Source organism: Limnoglobus sp., from assembly GCF_059499385.1.
This window is the reverse complement of sequence record NZ_JCABYM010000144.1, coordinates 21,251-39,436: the sequence shown is the minus strand read 5'-3', so window position 1 is coordinate 39,436 and position 18,186 is coordinate 21,251. Positions and strand designations below refer to the sequence as shown.

General features: G+C 70.5%; 19 protein-coding genes. 5 read left to right on the top strand and 14 right to left on the bottom strand.

Features of this window, described 5'->3' with window-relative positions:
- Window positions 1-80: 80 nt before the first annotated feature.
- Entirely contained in the window at window positions 81-1,877 is a 1,797-nt protein-coding gene (pepF, locus tag AC5JJ2_RS25350; protein WP_495860841.1) for an oligoendopeptidase F, read from the bottom strand.
- Between the two features lie 261 nt (window positions 1,878-2,138).
- On the opposite strand from pepF, the gene AC5JJ2_RS25345 reads away from it, so the two are divergent.
- Together AC5JJ2_RS25345 and AC5JJ2_RS25340 are read left to right on the top strand one after the other, a co-directional pair.
- A complete protein-coding gene (locus tag AC5JJ2_RS25345; protein WP_495860840.1) occupies window positions 2,139-3,482 on the top strand; it encodes a right-handed parallel beta-helix repeat-containing protein in 1,344 nt (447 codons plus the stop codon).
- 161 nt (window positions 3,483-3,643) lie between these two features.
- Window positions 3,644-4,984: a thioredoxin-like domain-containing protein gene (locus tag AC5JJ2_RS25340; RefSeq protein ID WP_495860839.1), complete on the top strand. Its 1,341-nt coding sequence runs from the start codon at window positions 3,644-3,646 to the stop codon at window positions 4,982-4,984.
- 15 nt (window positions 4,985-4,999) lie between these two features.
- On the opposite strand, the gene AC5JJ2_RS25335 is transcribed toward AC5JJ2_RS25340, so the two are convergent.
- The 7 genes from AC5JJ2_RS25335 to AC5JJ2_RS25305 all read right to left on the bottom strand — a co-directional run bounded on the left by AC5JJ2_RS25335 (window position 5,000) and on the right by AC5JJ2_RS25305 (window position 9,888).
- A complete protein-coding gene (locus AC5JJ2_RS25335) occupies window positions 5,000-5,695 on the bottom strand; it encodes a DUF4058 family protein (RefSeq protein ID WP_495860838.1) in 696 nt (231 codons plus the stop codon).
- A gap of 77 nt (window positions 5,696-5,772) precedes the next feature.
- Window positions 5,773-6,438: a DNA alkylation repair protein gene (locus AC5JJ2_RS25330; protein WP_495860837.1), complete on the bottom strand. Its 666-nt coding sequence runs from the start codon at window positions 6,436-6,438 to the stop codon at window positions 5,773-5,775.
- Between the two features lie 31 nt (window positions 6,439-6,469).
- Window positions 6,470-7,036, bottom strand: a complete 567-nt coding sequence (locus AC5JJ2_RS25325; protein WP_495860836.1) for a DUF4256 domain-containing protein — start codon at window positions 7,034-7,036, stop codon at window positions 6,470-6,472.
- Complete coding sequence (locus AC5JJ2_RS25320; RefSeq protein ID WP_495860835.1) at window positions 7,033-7,641, bottom strand: DUF6940 family protein; 609 nt, start codon at window positions 7,639-7,641, stop codon at window positions 7,033-7,035. Before AC5JJ2_RS25320 ends, AC5JJ2_RS25325 begins: the two co-directional genes overlap by 4 nt.
- 119 nt (window positions 7,642-7,760) lie before the next feature.
- The gene (locus AC5JJ2_RS25315) at window positions 7,761-8,816 is read right to left on the bottom strand and encodes a TolB family protein (protein WP_495860834.1); all 1,056 of its coding nucleotides are present in this window, start codon (window positions 8,814-8,816) and stop codon (window positions 7,761-7,763) included.
- A gap of 78 nt (window positions 8,817-8,894) precedes the next feature.
- The gene (locus AC5JJ2_RS25310) at window positions 8,895-9,197 is read right to left on the bottom strand and encodes a hypothetical protein (protein WP_495860833.1); all 303 of its coding nucleotides are present in this window, start codon (window positions 9,195-9,197) and stop codon (window positions 8,895-8,897) included.
- A 145-nt stretch (window positions 9,198-9,342) separates the two neighbouring features.
- Window positions 9,343-9,888: a CbrC family protein gene (locus tag AC5JJ2_RS25305; RefSeq protein WP_495860832.1), complete on the bottom strand. Its 546-nt coding sequence runs from the start codon at window positions 9,886-9,888 to the stop codon at window positions 9,343-9,345.
- A gap of 297 nt (window positions 9,889-10,185) precedes the next feature.
- Between AC5JJ2_RS25305 and AC5JJ2_RS25300 the strand changes: the two genes are divergently transcribed.
- On the top strand, window positions 10,186-11,205 hold the full coding sequence (locus AC5JJ2_RS25300; RefSeq protein ID WP_495860831.1) for an IS110 family RNA-guided transposase: 1,020 nt from the start codon (window positions 10,186-10,188) through the stop codon (window positions 11,203-11,205).
- Here the strand turns inward: AC5JJ2_RS25300 and AC5JJ2_RS25295 are convergent.
- A complete protein-coding gene (locus AC5JJ2_RS25295) occupies window positions 11,188-11,625 on the bottom strand; it encodes a hypothetical protein (RefSeq protein WP_495860830.1) in 438 nt (145 codons plus the stop codon). The two genes, AC5JJ2_RS25300 and AC5JJ2_RS25295, sit on opposite strands and share 18 nt — an antisense overlap.
- A gap of 140 nt (window positions 11,626-11,765) precedes the next feature.
- On the bottom strand, window positions 11,766-12,140 hold the full coding sequence (locus tag AC5JJ2_RS25290) for a hypothetical protein (protein WP_495860829.1): 375 nt from the start codon (window positions 12,138-12,140) through the stop codon (window positions 11,766-11,768).
- Window positions 12,141-12,330: 190 nt separating this feature from the next.
- On the opposite strand from AC5JJ2_RS25290, the gene AC5JJ2_RS25285 reads away from it, so the two are divergent.
- Entirely contained in the window at window positions 12,331-13,311 is a 981-nt protein-coding gene (locus AC5JJ2_RS25285) for an integron integrase (protein WP_495860828.1), read from the top strand.
- A 29-nt stretch (window positions 13,312-13,340) separates the two neighbouring features.
- The gene (locus tag AC5JJ2_RS25280; RefSeq protein ID WP_495860827.1) at window positions 13,341-14,675 is read left to right on the top strand and encodes a Gfo/Idh/MocA family protein; all 1,335 of its coding nucleotides are present in this window, start codon (window positions 13,341-13,343) and stop codon (window positions 14,673-14,675) included.
- Between the two features lie 56 nt (window positions 14,676-14,731).
- On the opposite strand, the gene AC5JJ2_RS25275 is transcribed toward AC5JJ2_RS25280, so the two are convergent.
- The 4 genes from AC5JJ2_RS25275 to AC5JJ2_RS25260 all read right to left on the bottom strand — a co-directional run bounded on the left by AC5JJ2_RS25275 (window position 14,732) and on the right by AC5JJ2_RS25260 (window position 17,882).
- Window positions 14,732-14,920 carry a hypothetical protein gene (locus AC5JJ2_RS25275; protein WP_495860826.1) on the bottom strand — a complete coding sequence of 63 codons (189 nt, stop codon included), beginning with the start codon at window positions 14,918-14,920 and terminating at the stop codon, window positions 14,732-14,734.
- A gap of 124 nt (window positions 14,921-15,044) precedes the next feature.
- Window positions 15,045-15,461, bottom strand: coding sequence for a hypothetical protein (locus tag AC5JJ2_RS25270; RefSeq protein ID WP_495860825.1), 417 nt, complete (start codon window positions 15,459-15,461; stop codon window positions 15,045-15,047).
- Between the two features lie 42 nt (window positions 15,462-15,503).
- Window positions 15,504-16,487: a hypothetical protein gene (locus AC5JJ2_RS25265; protein ID WP_495860824.1), complete on the bottom strand. Its 984-nt coding sequence runs from the start codon at window positions 16,485-16,487 to the stop codon at window positions 15,504-15,506.
- Window positions 16,488-16,595: 108 nt separating this feature from the next.
- Window positions 16,596-17,882: a DUF1501 domain-containing protein gene (locus tag AC5JJ2_RS25260; RefSeq protein WP_495860823.1), complete on the bottom strand. Its 1,287-nt coding sequence runs from the start codon at window positions 17,880-17,882 to the stop codon at window positions 16,596-16,598.
- Between the last annotated feature and the right edge of the window lie 304 nt (window positions 17,883-18,186).

Here is an 18,186-nt window from a genome sequence, read left to right as displayed (position 1 = left end):
GTAGGGTGGTGCCGAGTCTTCGAGGCCCACCGGCGGGACATTCTCTCGCACGGTGGGCCTCGCAAAGCCTCGGCACCACCCTACACGAGCGTGTCCAGCTCTTCGACGAGCCGGCCGAACTTCGCCAGCGCCGCGTTCACGGGTTCCGGCGTCTCCATGTCCACGCCGGCGTCGCGGAGCAGGTCGAGCGGGTCCTTCGAAGACCCGCCGCGGAGGAACCGCAGGTACGCCTCCAACTCGTCCTTGCCGCCCTTCGTCACCCGCTCCGCCAGCGCGATCGCGGCCGACAGCCCGGTCGCGTACTTGTACACGTAGAACGCCCGGTAGAAGTGCGGGATGCGCAAGCACTCCAGCGACAGCTCGTCGTCCAGCACGAACCGCGGGCCGAAGTACGCGTCGAGCAGCTTGCGGTACTCCGCCTTGATCGTCTCCAGCGTCAGCGGCTCGTTCCGCTCGACGAGTTCGTGCGTCACCTTCTCGAACTCCGCGAACATCGTCTGCCGGATGACGGTCCGGCGGATGTCGTCGATCTCGCGGTTGATGAAGTACGCCCGCTCGCGATCCGTTTTCGCCCGCTTCTTCATCGCCTCACCGAGCAGTTGCTCGTTGAACGTACTGGCGACTTCCGCGACGAAGATCGTGTAGTTCGCGTACTGGTACGGCTGGTGCTTGCTCAGGTATGTGTGCATGCTGTGCCCGGCCTCGTGGGCCAGGGTGAACACATGATCCAGCACGTCCGCCTGGTAGTTCATGAGGATGTACGGGTCGCTGTCGTAGCACCCGGACGAGAACGCCCCGCTGTGCTTCCCCTTGTTCTCGTACCGGTCGCACCACCGGCCCCGCAGCCCGGTCGCCAGCGCGTCCGTGTAGTGCGCCCCCAGCGGCTTGAGCGCGTCGATGACCAGTTCCACCGCGTCGCCCCACTCGGTCCGCGTTTGCAGGTCGCTCAGGATCGGGATGTACACGTCGTAGAAGTGGATGTCCGGCAGCTTCATCGCGCGCTTGCGCACGTCGTAATACTTGTGAACCGCCGGCAGGTTCGCCCGCACCGCGGCGAGGAGGTTGTCGTACACGCTCACCGGCACGTTGTCCGGGAACAGCGCCGCGGCCCGCGCGGAGGAATAATTCCGCACCCGCGCGTGGTACACGTCCTGCTTCACGCTCCCGGCCAGCGTCGCCGTCAGCGTGTTCGCGTGCGCCGAAAACTGCGCGTAGAACTGGTGGAACGCCTTCTTCCGCACCTCGCGGTTCGGGTTCTCCAGGCAGACCATGAACGAGCTGTGGCTGAGTTCGATCGACTCGCCGGGGGCCACCTCGATCTGTCCGAACTGGAGGTCCGCGTCCGTCAGCTGGTCGAACACGTTCCGCGGCGTGCCGTGGATTTCCATCTGCATCGCCAGCAGCCGCTCCTCGGCCGTCGTCAGCGTGTGCGGCTTGAACCGGACCAGCCGGTCGAGCAGCAGCTTGTAGTCGGCCAGCTTCGGCGAGCGGAGGTACTCTTGCAGCTTCTCGTCGGGCAGGGCCAGGAGTTCGGGCCGGAAGAAGCTGCCGGCCTCGGCGGCGCGGCTGGCGATGCCGACGTACCGGGCCTTCATCCCCTGGTACTTCGAGTTCGACACGTCCTCCGTTTCCTTGAGGAACGCGTACGTGCCGAGCTTGTCGCCGAGCCGTTCGAGCTTCGTCTCGAACCGCAGGCAGTCGGAGACGACATCGACCGACTCGCCGAGCTTGCCGCGGTAGTGGTCGTAGCCGGGGATGAGGCGTTCCCACTCGCCGAACGCCGTCTCCCAGGCGTCGTCGTGGGGGAACAGGGACGCCAGGTCCCAGGTATCGGCGACGGCGACCTCGGACCGCACCGGCAGACGTTTCGCGGACATCGGCGAGCTTCCAGAGAGAAGAAAGCGATAGTCTAGCGATCCCCGCGAGCGCGATAACCGATGGCGTCTGCCCGCCGGTTCGAGTAGAAGTGGCTTCGCCCCCCTGGGACCGCGGGCGTCCCGCCCGCTGCTTGTAGGGTGGTGCCGAGTCTTCGAGGCCCACCGTGTTGGACCTTTCCCATCGGTGGGCCTCGCAAAGCCTCGGCACCACCCTACAAAACCGTCCCGCCCGTTCAAGCGAATCTCCCGGAGGTCGCACCCATGCGTCGGATGATCGTCGTTTCAGTCGTCGGCTTCGCCGGTTTGTTCCTCGCGTTGTCGGTCGCCCAGAATTCGCCGCCGGCCCTCGTCGGCGACGGCACGGCGGACGACACGGCCGCCCTGCAATCGCTCGTCAACAAGGGCGGCGCGGTCCGCCTACCGCGGGGCGTCTACCGCGTCACGAAGCCGATTACCGTGAACCTCCTGACGACCGGGTTCACCGCGATCGAGGGCGGGACGGTCGCGCGGGTCGTCATGGCCGGGCCGGGGCCGGCGTTCCACTTCGTCGGCACGCACGCCGGATCGGCCGCCCCGCGGACGATGAAGCCGGAGGTCTGGGCGCGGGAGCGGATGCCGAGCATCGACGGCGTCGAGATCGTCGGCGACCACCCGGAGGCCGACGGTATCGAGGCGACCGGCACGATGCAGTTCACCGCCACCCGCGTGCTGATCCGCCACTGCCGGCACGGGATTCACCTGACGAAGCGGAACCGCAACGTGCTGATTTCGGACTGCCACGTCTACGAGAACCGCGGCGTCGGCATCTTCCTCGACGCGGTGAACCTACACCAAACCAACGTCACCGGCAGCCACGTCAGCTACAACGCGGGCGGCGGGATCGTCGTCCGCGGCGGCGAGGTCCGCAACCTGCACGTCACCGGCTGCGACATCGAGGCGAACCACGCGAAGGACGGGCCGCCGACGGCGAACGTGTTCATCGACTCGACGGGCGGCACGAACGCCGAGGTCGCGATCACCGGGAACACGATCCAGCACACGCACGACGCCCCGGAGTCGGCCAACATTTGGGTCAAGGGGCCGTCGGTCAAGTGGCCGAACGCCGACGAGCTGCGGGACGGGCACGTCACGATCACCGGCAACGTCCTGAGCGACGCGCAGTACAACGTCCGGCTCGACCACGCCCGGTGCGTGGCCGTCACCGGCAACACGTTCTGGACGGCGTACACCTTGAACCTGTTGGCGACGCACAGCTCGCACGTCGTCGTCGGGCCGAACGTGATGGACCGCAACCCGCGGTACAGCCGGGAGGAAAGCCCGACGACGACGAACGCGGTCGCGTTCCGGGACTGCACGGATTGCACGGTGACGGGCCTGCACCTGTCCCGCTCGCGGGCGGCCGCAGCCGGGCTGGCGGTCGAGCGGTGCGACCGGTTCCACGTCACGGGTTGCACGATCCTGGACTGCGAGCCGGTCGGGTTGCTGCTCAAGGACGTGACGCGGTCGCGGCTGGCCGACTGCCTGATCCGGGACGACCGGCCGATGGCGAAGTCCGTGCCGGTGAAGGTCGAGGGCGGGTCCGGGAACGCGGTCGAGGTGAAGTGAGCGGGTCGCGTCGATTCTCGCGGCGGGGCAACCCCGGCAAGGTGTGCCCGATGCAGAGGTCCGCGGGAGGTCTGCCGGCCGACGATTCGCCCGGCTGAACTTGATTCCGGACCGGCCCGTCGGAATGATCCCTGTTGATCGTTCCATTCCGGGGCCGACCCATGCGGGCGTGTTGGGCACTACTGTTGGCCGGGCTGGCCGCCGCCCAGACCGGCTGCCGCGCGTTCGAGCGGTGGCAGCGGGACCGCGACCGGCCGTCCACCAACCCGGCGTCCCGCACCCGCGACCCGGACTGGCTGAAGGACCGCACCCGCCAACCCGCCGACTCGCCCTACGAGCTGCCCCGCGACCGCGAGAGGCCGCGGGACCCCGGCAACCTCCTCGACCCGCCGACCGTGCCGTCGTCGAACGTCAAGGTCCCCGCCGCCGGGACGTGGGCCGGGCCGACGAGCAAGACCTTCGACCTCCGCGGGGCGGCCCAGCGGCTCATCTCCGGCGTCGTCGAGACGCAGGACGGCCGGGTCGTCGAAGGAGCGTTCGTCGCGCTCGAGAACGCCGACCCGACCAAGAACGCGCCCGGCGCGCAGGTCGGCGTGCAGACCGACCGCGACGGCACGTTCCTCATCCAGGGGCTGAAGCCCGGCGACACGTACCTGCTCACCGCGCAGGTGAAGGAGTGGGTCGGCAAGCAGTACGTGACGGTCCCGAACCAACAGGTCCGCATCCAGCTCCGCAACGACTTCGGCGTCGCCCCGCTGACCGGCCCGTCGGCGGCCGGCGACCTGCCCGGTTCCGGCACGCCGTCCGTCCCGCCGCCGACGAGCGGCGTCACGCCGCCGCCGCTGTTCGGCAGTTCGACCAACGCCGAGACGCTCCCGTTCCCCGCGAACAACGACGGCAGCTTCTCGCCGGTCCCGTCGGCCCCGGCCCGGCCGGACCTGATCGCCCCCGGCCCGCAGCCGGACTTCCGCACGAAGTCCCCGCCGGTCGCGATCCCCGGCCCCGGCGGGGTGCTGCCGCTGCCGACGACCCCGCCGACCGGCTCCACGTCCAAGTCCATCGACCGCGGCCTCGAGCTGAAGCTGCTCGACCTCGACGGCAAGGAGCGGACGCTGCCGACCGGCCGGGCCGGCGACCTGGTGCTGTTGAACTTCGCCTCGACGGATTGCGTCCACTGCGCGAAGGCGATCCCGCGGCTGGAGAAGCTGCACGACAGGTACCGGGACCAGGCGGTGGAAGTGCTGACGGTCCTGTGCGACGAGGGTTCGAGCCGCGAGCGGCTGCGGGCGGCAGAAAGTTACCGCCGCGGCCACCGGTTCCCCTACGGGCTGGCGGTCGAGGCGAAGTTCGGCACGGCCCAGGACGCGCTCAAGGTCCGCGGCTACCCGACGCTGGTGCTGCTCGACGGCACCGGCCGCACGCTCTGGACCGGCCACCCGAAGGACGCGGACAGGCTCGAGCGCACCGTCCGCGACTTCCTCGACAGCCGGGCGGGGCGGTAAGGGAAACGACCCCGCTCACCCCAGGTAGGCGGCCTCGGTCGCCCGCCGGTACGTCCCTTCCAGATCGACCGCGACCGACTCCTCCGGCGACAGCGGCAGCCGCATCTGAGGCAGCGGTTCCCCGACGACCAGCGGCCGCCGCCAAACGGCCAGGAACCGCCCGCCGTCCGGGGACGGCCCGCCGACGCGGTAGGCGACCGCGTGCGGGGCCGGCAGCGCCAGCGGGCCTAGCCCGAGCGCCCGCGCGACCTGGTCGGCGAACGAGAACGCCGCGGGCCGGCGGTGGACATCGACCAGCAACAGGTGGACGCCGCGGAGCAGGTAGCCGGCGTACGCCCCCGCGTAAGCGGCCTGGGCCGACGCCCGGTCCTTGTTCCGGGGCGAAACCAGCTCGACGGCCGCGACCAACCGCCCGGCCCGCTCGACGAGCAGGGCCGTGTCCGCCGCCAGGGTGGCGACCGCCACTTCCTCGTCCGGGACCGGACCGGGATCGGGAACCCGGCCCGCCGGCGACTCGCCCCCCGGCCAATCCCGCACGCCAACGTCCGGCCGCCCGTCCTCCGGCCCGCCGATGGCGAACGTGGGCGTGGTCCCGATGTAGGCCCGGTACGCCGGGGGGAGTTGTGGCTTGATCGCGTAAAGCAACTCGACGCCCCAGACCTGATGGACCCCTTCCCAACCCGGCAGGGCGGCCCAGTCGTGTAGCGGCATGGCGGTTGATCCGGTCGCGGTGGCGGCACTCCAATCAGCCGTATTGTACCGAACCGCCCGCCCCGCGGAGCGTTCGCTCACCCCTTCCGCGCTACCATCGCGGCGATCCAGATCGGGGCGAACGGCGAGGTGCAGCCCTTCGAGACGGGGTAGTCGCGGAAGACGCCGAGCTTCTCGCCGACGGCGACGGCCCGCTTGCGGAGCTTCGGGGCGTTGATGCCGATCTCCGCGAGGGCGGCGTTCATCGTCCACTGCACGACCGGGTCGGCGGCCCCCATCTCGGCCTCGATCCGGTCCAGCAGCGCGGGCAGGTCCAGCCCGTCGGGACTCTTCGCGACCCGCCCGGCGGTGAGCGCCCACCCGGCGCGGGCCGCCCACCGGTCGGCGTCGGCCATCCACTTTTGCCGCAGCGCCTCCTTGTCCGCGTGCGGCTTGACGACGTAGGAGATCAGCCAGTCCGCGACGTGCGCGAAGCTGATCGACCGCACCAGCCGGTCCACCTCGTCCGCGGGCAGGTCCTTCGGCTTGAACAGCAAGCACGCCAGGAGCTGGGCGTCGACGTTCCCGGTGTCCCAGAGGGGCGCGGCCAGCTCCGTGCGGCCCTGGAGCTTCTTCGCCAGCGCGCGGATGTCGCCGTGCTTGACGCCGAATTGGTTGCCGCCGGCCCCCCACTTGGCGTTGTGCTTCCGCGTCGCCTCGTTGCCGAGCGCCTTGAGTTGCTCGAGCGTTTCCTTGAGCGTCATGGCGCGATCCATCCTCGGCGGCGGTCGTGGCTCAAACCTTTAACATCGCCCGGAACCCGCGGGCGGCGTAGTAGGACTGCGCGCCGTTGTGGTACACGAAGACGTGGCCGTACCGGCGGTCGCAGAACAGCGCCCCGCCGAGCCGGCGGACGTCGGCCGGCGTCCGCACCCAGCTCGATGTCTTCGTGTCGAAGCACCCGACCGCCTGCAGGTCGCGGTACTGGGCCTCGGTCAACAGCTCGACGCCCATCGCCGTCGCCATGTCCACGGCCGTGTCCGTCGGCTTGTGCTCCTTGCGGGATTCCAGCCCGGCGCGGTCGTAGCAGACGCTCGTGCGGCCCTTCGGCGTCTCCGGCGAGCAATCCACGAACGTGAACTCGCCCGTCGTCGCGTCGCGGCCGACCACGTCCGGCTCGCCGCCCGTCCGCTCCATCTCGTGGAGCGACCAGAGCTTCGCCGGCGCGGCCTCCAGCCGGGCCTGCACGTCGGCCCAGGCGTGCCCCGCGTGGCGGTCCGCGTTCTTCTCGAACCGGGCCTTCAGCGCCCGGAGGAGTTCGTCCCGCTGGTCCGGCGACAGCTTCTTCCCAACCGACTTCATAAGTCTCCTTCACGAGCGATCTCGGGCGGCGGGCGGTACGCCGCGAACCCGTAATACTTCGGCCGGTCGTCGAGCCGCAAGTGCAGCCACGAAACGCCGGCCCCGGCGGTGCTCAGCCACACCGGGGCGGCCCCGACCCGCCGGCCCATCGCCCGGCCGACCGCCCGCCACAGGGCGTGCCGCTGGGCCTCCGGGGCGTGCCGGACGAACGCGGCCAGGTGCCCGTAGGCGGCCGGGTCGGCGAGCGGGCACGGCACGACCAGGACGGCGTCCCCGCCCAGGTTGGGGAACGTGGCCACGCCCGCGGCCGCCCCGGCGAAGTGGCCGGCGAACGCGGCCGCGTCCGGGCGGCGGGCCAGCCCCGGGCTGTCGAGCAACACGAACTCGAACGGCCGCGCCAGCGTGTCGGCGGTGACGGGCGGCGTCTCCCACCGGAACGCCGAATACGGCGCGTCGGCCAGCAGGCCGTTGAACACCGCCCGGAACCCGGCGTCGTCCTGCCACGCGCGGACGACATCGGCGACGGCCGCCGGCCGCCCGTCGCGGGCGACGGCGACCCGCAACCCGCGGGCGGCGGCCAGCTCCTCGCCATGCGCGGTCCACATCCGCAACGGCTCCTTCGTCGAACGACCGGACTCGGCGGCCCGGAGAATGAAGGTGATTGCACGCGGGGAGTATCGGAAGTCGCCGGCCCGTGGCCAGAACGGGTTTGATCGGCCGCCCGCTATTTACCCGCCCGGGCCTTGGCGAAGTCGTACAGGAAGATGCCGAACCCGGCCCCCGACTCCTGCCCGGACTTGCCGTTCTGGAACAGCATGAACTTGCCGTCGTCGCTCACCACGCCTTCCGCCCCCTTCCACCCCTTGTAGTCGGTGAAGTGCGTCAGCCGCTCCCGCCGGCCGCTGCCGTCCTGGGCCACCTTGTACAGGTCCACCAGCGGCCACCGGACGCCCGGTCGCTCGGCGCTCTCCACCAGCGTCCACCCGCCGTCCGGGAAGACCCCCTCGCACTCCTCGTACCGGTCCGGGGTGTTCGTGAGGTTGGTCAGCTTGCCGGCGGCTAGGTCGAACAGGTACGTCTCGGTGTTCGCCGTGTCCCCGATCTCGTAGGCCGTGACCGTGAGCTTGTCGTCGTGCGGCGGGACGAAGTTCTGCGTCTCGACCCACTTCCGCGGGCGGCCGGCGGCCGGGAAGTCCGACGTGCGGAGCACCACCCTCGCGTTCACCAGCTTCGGGGTGCCGCCGGCGTACGCGATCTCGCCGGTGGAGATGTGGTCCTGCTCGCCGTGCGTCCATGCCAGCTTCGGCCGGGTCCGCGAGACCGCCGGCCCCGCGTTGCACGGCACCCCGAGCGGCACCGGTGGCTTCGTGAAGCTCTTGTCCAGCACCCACAGGTAACTCGCGTCGCGGGCCTTCTGGCGGGCCTCCTTGTCGGCCCGGTCGAACGTGTCCTTCGGCCCGCTCAGGAACAGGTCGCCGTTCCACAGGTACAGCGCCCGGACGAACCCGTGGTGCTTGACGTGGTCGGTACACGGCGTGATCCGGCCGGTCGCGAGTTCGTACTCGTATACGTCCCCGTAGGCCCGGTTGAGGAAGACGAACCGCTTGCCGTCGTGCCGCCAGTCGGCCCGCTCCCCGAACCACGTGAGCCGGGTGACATGGGGCGGGAGGTCGTCCGCCGGGTCGCCCGCCTTGGCGGCCGCGGCCGCCGGCGGACCGGGGAGCAAGGTTCCGGCCGCCGTGGAACCGGCACCGAGGAGAAGATTGCGACGCGAGATCATGGACAAGAACGCCTCCGGTGGCCGAACGACCCCGCCCGGCCGCGGCGCGGGTCGGGTGAGCTACACGTCCTGAAAAGCCTACAGGCCCCCGCCGGTCTGCTGCACCATCTGGTTCGGTGATCCGGCTCGCCACAGCCGGAAGCCGACGATCGACAGTAGCACCCCGCACACCCCGAGCAGGACCGGCGATGTGGCCAGCACCCACGGCTCAACCTGGTGGGTGCCGCCGGCCTGGACGACCCGCCAGTCGCCACCGTGCGTCACCTCGACCACCGTGCCTGGGGCGAGCGACAGGCCGTCGAGCCGGCGATGGTCGACTGGCGGGGATGCTAGGAGGGCCACGAACAGCAGCCACCCCAAGGCGACCGCCCCGAGCAGCATGGCCCCTGAGCCTAGCCAGCGATTGCCCATTAGCGCGTCCTCTTGGCTGCCGGGCTCCCCCGCCGAACGACCGCGTTCAGCTGCCCCGCCCGGCTTTGAGGGCGGGGTCAGCTGCAACGCCTGGTTCGGCGTGACCACCTCACCACTATGTCATCTGCCAGGTAAACCACGGCCGGCTGCAGCGAACGCACTGGAACAGGCTCACCTCCCGGAGCGACTCCGGGAGCAACTGGTCCGTGAACCGCCACGTCGCCGGCCCCCGCTCCCAGTAGCTGTGGCTCGCCGGCACACCGGGCGATTCCTCGTAGGAGGCCGGGACGCCGACGAACTCGCACCACTCCCCGCAGCACATCGGCCAGTCCTCCCGCTGGAGGAACAGTGGGATGTCCGGGAGCCGGTGGTACTCCTCGACCGCCCGCGCGCTGTCGGCCGCGAACCGGGTGACCGTCGGCGCGACCTGCCGGACGCGGTCATCGGACTTCCGCACGTTCCCTCCGAGGATGCAGTCGGCGCACAGCTCGTGGACCTCCGGCTCCTCGGCCGCGAGCGCGGGGTCGTGCGCCAGGGCCGGGTCGATGATCTCGCCGCTGTATCGGTAGATGGGCAGGCCGGCCCGCTCGCAGTGGTGGCACTGCTCGCCCCCGCACGCGTACATCGCCGCGTCCGCGACGTGCCGGAACACGCTCCCCACCGCGTCTCGCCTCCGCCGCCGAACGACACAGCTCTCCTGCCGGGGTGCACCCGGAGGCTTGTGGTCACGGAAAGCCTACATGCGGCCCCGGTCAGGTGCAGCGCCTCACATGTTACCATGCCGTTGTCGTTGAGGCGACAGCCCGGCGGTCGGACCAACCGCATGCAGCGCGTGAGGCCCCGACCTCGTGAACCCGGTGGCGGACCGGCCGCCGGCGCTCCTCGACCTCGGACGCTACCCCGCGGGCCACTCGGTCGAGTGCCACCCCGCATCCGTGAGCCAGAGGGGAGGGACGCCGTGGGCACCTCGACTACCACCTCGACCGCGGCCGCCGTCGGCCTGGACGTCTCGAAGGACACGCTCGACTGCTGCCGGCTGGCCGCCGACGGCACCGCCCGCCAGAAGGTCTTCCCCAACACCCCGGCCGGGTTCGCCGCGCTGGTGGCGTGGGCCGACCGACCCGCCGGCGGCCGCCCGCTGCACTTCGCCTGCGAGGCCACCGGCCCGTACTCGCACGGGGTGGCCGCCCTCCTGCACGCCGCCGGCCGCACCGTCAGCGTGGTCAACCCGACGCGGATCGAGCACGCCGGGCTGATGCGGGGCCGCGGGAACAAGACGGACAAGGCCGATGCCAAGCTGATCGCCGAGTACGCCCTCCGCGAGTGCCCGCCGGCGTGGTCCCCGCCCCCGCCAGACGTCCAGGAATTGCAGGCCCTGACCCGGCGGGCGGACGACCTGACCGCGCTGGCCGCCCGCGAGAAGGGGCAGCTGGCCTCCCCCGCCCTGGCCGGGGCGGCGCGGGCGTCGGTCGCGCGGGCCGTCCGGTTCCTGGAGCGGGAGGCGGGGAAGGTCCGGGCGGCGGCCGACGCGGTGGTGGCCGGGAGCGGCCGGCTGGCCGACGACCGGCGGCTCTTGGAGTCCATCCCCGGCGTCGGCCGGCAGACGGCGACCACCCTCCTGGCCGAATTGCCGGCCGTGGACCGGCTGCCGTCCGCCCAGTCGGCGGCGGCCTACTGCGGGCTGGCCCCGCGGGAGTTCAGGAGCGGCACGAGCGTGCGGCGGCGGACGCGGCTGTCGAAGGCCGGCAACGCCCGCCTCCGGAAGGCCCTGTTCCTGCCCACCCAGACGGCGGTCCGGTTCAATCCGATCCTTCGTGGCTTCTTCGTCCGCCTCACCGACCCCACCCGCAAGGGGGGTCCGAAGCCCAAGATGCAGGCCGTCGGGGCGTGCATGCGGAAGCTCGTCATGCTCTGCTATGGCGTGCTCAAGAACCGCGCCCCGTTCGACCCCAACTGGGCCTCACGAATCCCCACTTGACAACACGCTACCTGGTTCGGCGTGCTTGTAGAACGCCCGCGCCTGCTGGACGACCAGTTCCGGGCTGAACCCCGCGAAGTCCTCGCCGGCCTCACACTTGGCGAGATAGTCGAGGGCGTCGGAGGCGTCGTCCCCGCCGACCGCACGCAGGTGCGCCTTGGTGGGCTCCAAACCGGCCCCGCACACGAACTGCACGTCGATGCCGCAATGCGTGTCGAAGTTGCACGACTTCGCCCGCCACACCCGCAGCGAGTCCTCCACCCGGCCGAGCGAGAAAAGTTGGGCGCACAGCAGCCGCATCAGGAATTGGTCGCCCGCCTCATCGGCCTCCAGAGCCATCTGCTCATCGAGCGCGGCGATGATGGCGTCCCGGTCCTCGGGCCGGGCCGGCAATCCGAACCGGGCGAGAGCAGCGTCCACGCCTTCCCAGCCATCGCCCACCCGTAAGCCCTCCGCCGCCGAACGACCCAGCTCACCTGCCGGCGGGGCTGAGGGAGCTACGAACCCCAGAAAGCCTACATGCCCCGCCGGTCAGGTGCAGCGCCTGGTTCGGCGTGCCTTTACTCCGGGAGCTGGCCGACGGGCACAGCCGGCGGGGGCGGAGCGCTGAGCTTGGCCCCCAACTCGGCCAGCACCGCCCGCCGCTGCTCCGCGAACTCGCTGTCCTGCCAGCGGAAGTCCACCCCGCCGGCGATGACCTTGAGCGCCCGCCGCTTGACCCGCGCATCCAGCCGGCCGGCGTCCCACTGGACGGCTGCCAGGGCCAACAGCACCACCGGCCCGTCCTCCTCGTCCTCCAGAAAGTCGGCGAGGTCTTCGAGGACGGCATCGGTCGCCACCTTCGCCGGCAGCCCGGCGCGGAACTGGTCGAGCATGGCGATGCGGGCGTCGCAGGCCACGTCGTCGTCGAAGATGCCGACGCCCCACGCGCCCATCAACGCCTCCGCGGCTCGGTGGCCTTCAACGCCGAACTTGTAATTCTCTAACCCTGCGCGTGATATTACGCGGTCGCACGGGCCGACGCGAGCGGAAAATCGCCGAGCTTCCGACCCCGCACCCGGAATGTTCTTGCTTACCCCGACCCGGCGCGAGATAACCCGAATACTCCCGCATGGAGGCCGTCGCATGAAGCTCCTCGACCGGGTCCGCCACAAACTCCGCCTCCTCCATTACGCCTACCCGACCGAGAAGAGTTACGTCCGCTGGATCGAGCGGTTCATCCACTTCCACCGCCGCGGCGATACCTGGCGACACCCGGCCGAGATGGGGACGCCCGAGATCGAACAGTTCCTCACCCACCTCGCCCGCGACCGGGCCGTGTCCGCCAGCACCCAGAACCAGGCGTTCAACGCCCTCCTGTTCCTCTACCAGAAGGTCCTCGGCATCCCGTTGGACGCGGTCCACGCGCTGCGGGCCGAGCGGACCCGCCGGCTGCCGGTCGTGCTGTCCCGCGACGAGGTCCGACACCTACTCGCCGCCCTCCAGGACCGGGCGACCCGCGAGCCGTATGCCGTCATGGCGAAGTTGATGTACGGGACCGGGATGCGGGTCCTGGAGTGCTGCCGGGTGCGGGTCAAGGACGTGGACTTCGACCGCGGCCAGATCGTCGTCCGCCAGGGGAAGGGGGACAAGGACCGGGCCGTGCCGCTGCCGGCGGCCGTCCGGGACGAGGTGCGGGCCCTCGTCCGGGACCGGGGCCGCGTCCACGCCAGCGACCTCGCCCGCGGGTTGGGGGCGGTCGCGCTGCCGGACGCGCTGGCGGTGAAGTTCCCGGCCGCCGCCCGCGAACTCGGCTGGCAGTTCGTGTTCGCCTCCCGCGGCACGGCCGCCGACCCCCGCACCGGGGAGGTCCGCCGCCATCACGTCCACGAGGGGTGCGTCCAGCGGGCAATCCACCAGGCGGTCCGCGGCCTGGGGTGGGCCAAGAAGGTGAGTTGCCACACGTTCCGGCACAGCTTTGCCACCCACCTGCTGGAGGACGGGGCGGACATCCGCACCATTCAAGAGCTGCTCGGCCACGCGGACGTGAGCACGACGATGATCTACACCCACGTCCTCCGCCGCGGGGCGTACGGCGTCCGCAGCCCGCTCGACGCCCTCGCCTGATTCCCGTTCCCTCGCCCCGGAGTCTTCCCATGCCGAAACCCACCCGCCGCGCGTTCGCCGCGGCCGCCGCCCTCACCGCCGCGAGCTATTCCCGCGTCCTCGGCGCGAACGACAAGGTCCGCCTCGGGTTCGTCGGCGTCGGCAACCGCGGCGACCAACTGCTCGACGCGTTCCTCGTCCACAAGGACGCGGAGGCCGCCGCCCTGTGCGACGTGTACGAGCCGTACCTGCCGGCCGCGAACGCGAAGGCCGGCGGGACCGCGACCGTCGGCAAGGACTACCGGAAGCTGCTCGACGACAAGTCGCTGGACGCGGCGGTCATCGCCACGCCGGACCACTGGCACGCGCTGCAGTTCGTGGACGCCTGCCGGGCCGGGAAGGACGTGTACGTCGAGAAGCCGCTGAGCCTCGTCATCGGCGAGGGCCGGCGGATGTGCCAGGTCGCGGCCGAGACGAAGCGGGTCACGCAGGTCGGGCTGCACCGCCGCAGCACGCCCTACGTCATGGAGGCGGTGAAGCTGATCCGCGAGGGGGCCATCGGCCAGGTGACGCTGGCGAAGAGCTACATGCACCGCAACGAGACGCCGATGGGCATCGGCAACCCGGCCGACGGCGAGCCGCCGGCCGGCCTCGACTGGGACCTGTGGCTCGGCCCGGCGGCGAAGGTCCCGTTCAACGCGAACAAGTGCCTGTACAAGTTCCGGTGGTTCTCGAACTACTCCGGCGGGCAGATCACGAACATGGGCACGCACTACCTGGACGTGATCCAGTGGGCGCTCGGGCAGGACGCGCCGAAGGGCGTGGCGTGCCTCGGCGGGAAGTTCGCGGTGGCGGACAACCGCGACATCCCGGACACGATGGAGGCCGTGTGGGAGTACGACGGCTGCCTGGCGACGTTCACGCAGGTGAACGCGAACGGGGCGGGGGCGAACCTCCGCGGGTGGAACCTGGAGTTCCGCGGCACGCTCGGCACGATGCTGATTTCGGACGGCAACCAGGGGTACGAGATCGTCCCGGAGAACGTGCGGCTGGAGGAGATCCCAGCGCTTAGCCCGATCCGGCGGGCGGAGAACTCGCGGCAGGGGAAGGCGACGAAGCCGGCGCGGGCGGCCCTCGCGAAGAAGGGGCCGTCGGACACGGCGGCGCACGCCCGGAACTTCCTGGACTGCGTGAAGTCGCGGGCGGTGACGCACTGCCCGGTGGAGACCGGCCACCGCTCGACGACGGCGACGCTACTCGCGAAGCTGGCGCTCGAGCGAAGGCGGTACCTGGAATGGGACGCGAAGGCCGAGCGGGTGACGAACGACGACGGGGCGAACAAGTTGTTGACCTACGGCTACCGGAAGCCGTGGGCGCTGGGGTGAGAAACGCCGCCGCCCGCGGATTACCCGCGGGCGGCGGCGTTTCTGTCCGGGTATCGTTACCGGCCGCTGGCTTCGGGCGGCTTGCCGCCCCCCCGTTGCATCTGCTTGTTGTACTCCTCCATCTCTTTCTTCTTCTTCTCCACCTCTTCCTTGGACATGGAGGCGGACGAACTGCTACCGGCGCACCCGACCGCGAAGGAGAGGGCGACCAGCAGCGACACACCGGCGAGGAGCTTACGCGTCATGGGGGAATCCCGTTCTGAGGAGAGAAGGTTCGGGCGACCGGCCCGAGGCCCCGCGGGGAACCCGCGGCGTCCCCCATACAGATACGCGGGCGGGCGGGAAATTCCCAAGAAAATACGGCCCCGGTCACAGCCCGACGGCCTTCTTCGCCGCGGCCATCTGCTCCTTGGCCGTCTTGATGAGCCGCTTGATGTTCTCCTCCCCGCGGGCGTTCTTCATCTCATCGACGGTGGCCTTGAGCGCGGCCCGCGCCTCGCCCGCCGCCGTGGCCGCGTCGCCGGTCATCTTGTCCAGCTTGTCGTCGATCTTCGGCATCAGTTCCAGCGCCGCCGTGATCGTCTCGGTCATCTCCCGCTCGGCCGCCTCCAGCGGCGTCTCGCCGGCCGGCTTCTCCGGCGGCTTCGTCACCCCGCCCTGGCTCTTGGCGTGCTCCGCCGCCTTCTTCTTCTCCTCTTCCGAGACCGCGCCGCCCCCGCCGCCGCACCCGGCGAACACCGCGAGGGACGACACGCACGCGAACAGGAACAGGGCTTTGCGGAACATGGGGGAGGCTCCGGGAAACGGGGGAATGAATTCGTTGTATGCCTATTCGCGGCCGGCCGCGGCGGCGAGGGCGACGACGGCCCACCCGCTCGCGGACGACGAGATGAACTGGTCCTTCTCGTAGGGGAACCCGCCCTCGTAGTACGGTTGGAACGGCTTGCTCCGCGTCTTGACGAACCACGTCCCGTCGGCCTGCTGGGTCCGCAGGAGGAAGCCGACCCCCCGGCGGTAGGCAGAGGCCGCCGGCGGGAGGGTGTTCGTCATCGCGAGGGCGGACAGGGCGGTACCGGTCGCGTAAGGGTCGCTCCCCATGCCGGCCTTCTGCGGCCACCCACCGTCGGGTCCTTGGCCGTCCCGTAACTCGTTCGCGGCGGCTTCCACAACCTTCGCGTCCGCCCCGGCCGCGTGGAGGAGCAGTAGCCGGAAGACGCGGTCCTCCGTGTCCTTCGGCTTCGTCGCGGCGGCCCAATCGCGGGCGGCGGCGATCCGTTTCTCGACCGCGGCCTTCTGCTTCTCCGTGCCCCACGCCTTGAGTGCGCGCACGGCCAGGTACGTCGTGCCGAAGCTGCTCGCCTCGGACGGCGGGCGGTCCGACGAGCAGGCCCAGTGCGACCGGTCGGCGTGCCGGTGCAGGACGTAGTCGATGATTGCGGCCGTGTCGTCGTCCGGCTTGTCGCCGGCCAGTTCGAGCGTGAACAGCAGCCACCCGGCGGTATCGACCTGCCCGCCGGTCCCGGTCCGGTCGTCGTACTTCTTGCGGTTGGTGGAAACGAACTGCCGGACGTGCGCGACCTGCGACTTGATGAGGTCGCCTTCGACCGCGAGGCCGAGCTTCTTCGCGGCGGCGAACGCGGCCATCGGGAACGCCTGGTTGTGACAGCCGAAGCACGACTTCTTCTCGGCGTGCGTCTCGGCCGCGAGCTTCAACGGCGGCAGGGCGCGCTCGACGGCGATACGAACGCGAGCCGGCGTGGGGATGGACGTGCCGGCGAGGGCGGCGAACAGGAAGGCGGCGGGGAGGGTCATGCCTCCAGTTCACGCGATGCGGCCGGCCGGGGCAAGGGGAAAGTTGATGTAAAACACCACCGGCGGCCCCTTCGGGCCGCCGGCGCGCGAGTCAGGTTGTCACGTCGATCAGCCGACCAGTTCCTTGATCCACTTCGGCTTGTCGCCGGCGATGTAGTACGGCCGGCCGAGGTTGTCCCGCACGTCCGCGACGCTCTGCGGCGTCGGGTCGATGCCGAGGCCCTTGTAGATCGTCGCGTACAGGTCGAGGATGTCCACCGGGTTTTCCTTGACGCTCGTGCCGTTCTCGTCCGTCGAGCCGTAGGCGACGCCGCCCTTGATGTTCCCGCCGCCGACGACGACCGACCAGCACCGCGGCCAGTGGTCGCGGCCGCCGTTCTGGTTGATCTTCGGCGTGCGGCCGAAGTCGCCCATCCACACGATGACCGTGTCCTTGAGGCGGCCGCGGTCCGCGAGGTCGCGGGTCAGGGCGGCCATCCCCTTGTCCAGTTCCGGCAGCCGGCGCTGGAGGGCGGCGAAGATGCCGTTGTGCATGTCCCACCCGCCGAGGCCGACCTCGACGGCGGCGACGCCCGCCTCGACCAACTTCCGGGCGAGCAAGCACCCGTTGCCGAACCCGGTACGGCCGTACTCCTCGCGGAGGGACGCCGGCTCCTTGTCCAGGCTGAACACTTCCTTCCGGCTGCTCGTCACGAGGTTGAGGGCCTTGTCGTAGACCTCCTTGTGCGCCTTCGCGGCGTCGGCCGGCACGTTCGTCTTGAAGCTGCCCTCGAGCGACTCGAACAGCACCTTGCGGCGGTCCATCTGGACGCTGCTGACCGGCGGGTTGACGTTCTCCGGCGGCGTGCCAGGGTTCTGGACGTTGAACGAGGCGTACTTCATGCCGAGGAACCCCGGCCCGATCCGGCCGCTGCCGCCGACGCTGATGAAGCTCGGGATGTCCGCGTTCTTCATCGCCTCCACGTCCATCGCCTGGTAGTAGCCCATGACGGAGCCGATGCTCGGGAACTCGGTCAGCGGGTTCGGCGACCGGCCGGTGTTCATCAGGAACGTGCCGCGTTGGTGGTCGCCTTCCCGCGTTTGCAGCGACCGGACGATCGACAGGTTCTTCATCTGCTTGGCGACGTTCGGCAGGTGCTCGGTGATCTGCACGCCGCTGGCCGTGGTGCTGACCGGCTTGTGCTCGCCGCCGTTCGGGCTGCCGGGCTTCATGTCCCACAGGTCGATGGTCGCCGGGCCGCCGCCCATCCACAGGATGATGAGGCTCTTGTTCTTCTTCTTCAGGTCGGCCGCTTGCGCCCGCAGGCCGGCGAGGAACGACAGGCCGGGCACGGTGACGGCGGCCGCCCCGGCGGCGTGGGCCATGAAGTGTCGGCGGTCGGTGATTCCGAACATCGCGAGCGTCCTCGGTGGGCTAGGCCGGTGGGAGCGGCCTGACAATTAGGGAGTATGGGATGAAACCCCGCGCCGGGCAAGAGGTTTCGGGCCGGTGAGTTCTGTCCTTCTGATGCGCCGCCGCCGGCGGAAGTTCCGGGAAATGACGGCGGGAATGTAACGGCTCGGGCGACCGGCGGGCCGGGCACGCGGCCGCGGGCAGTGGGGACTATCTCCGGGTGGCCGGGGCAGAGTCTTCGATGCCCCCGGGGGCGCGGCCCGGGCAACGAAGACACGGCCCCCGCCCCCCCCCCAAAAAAGTATG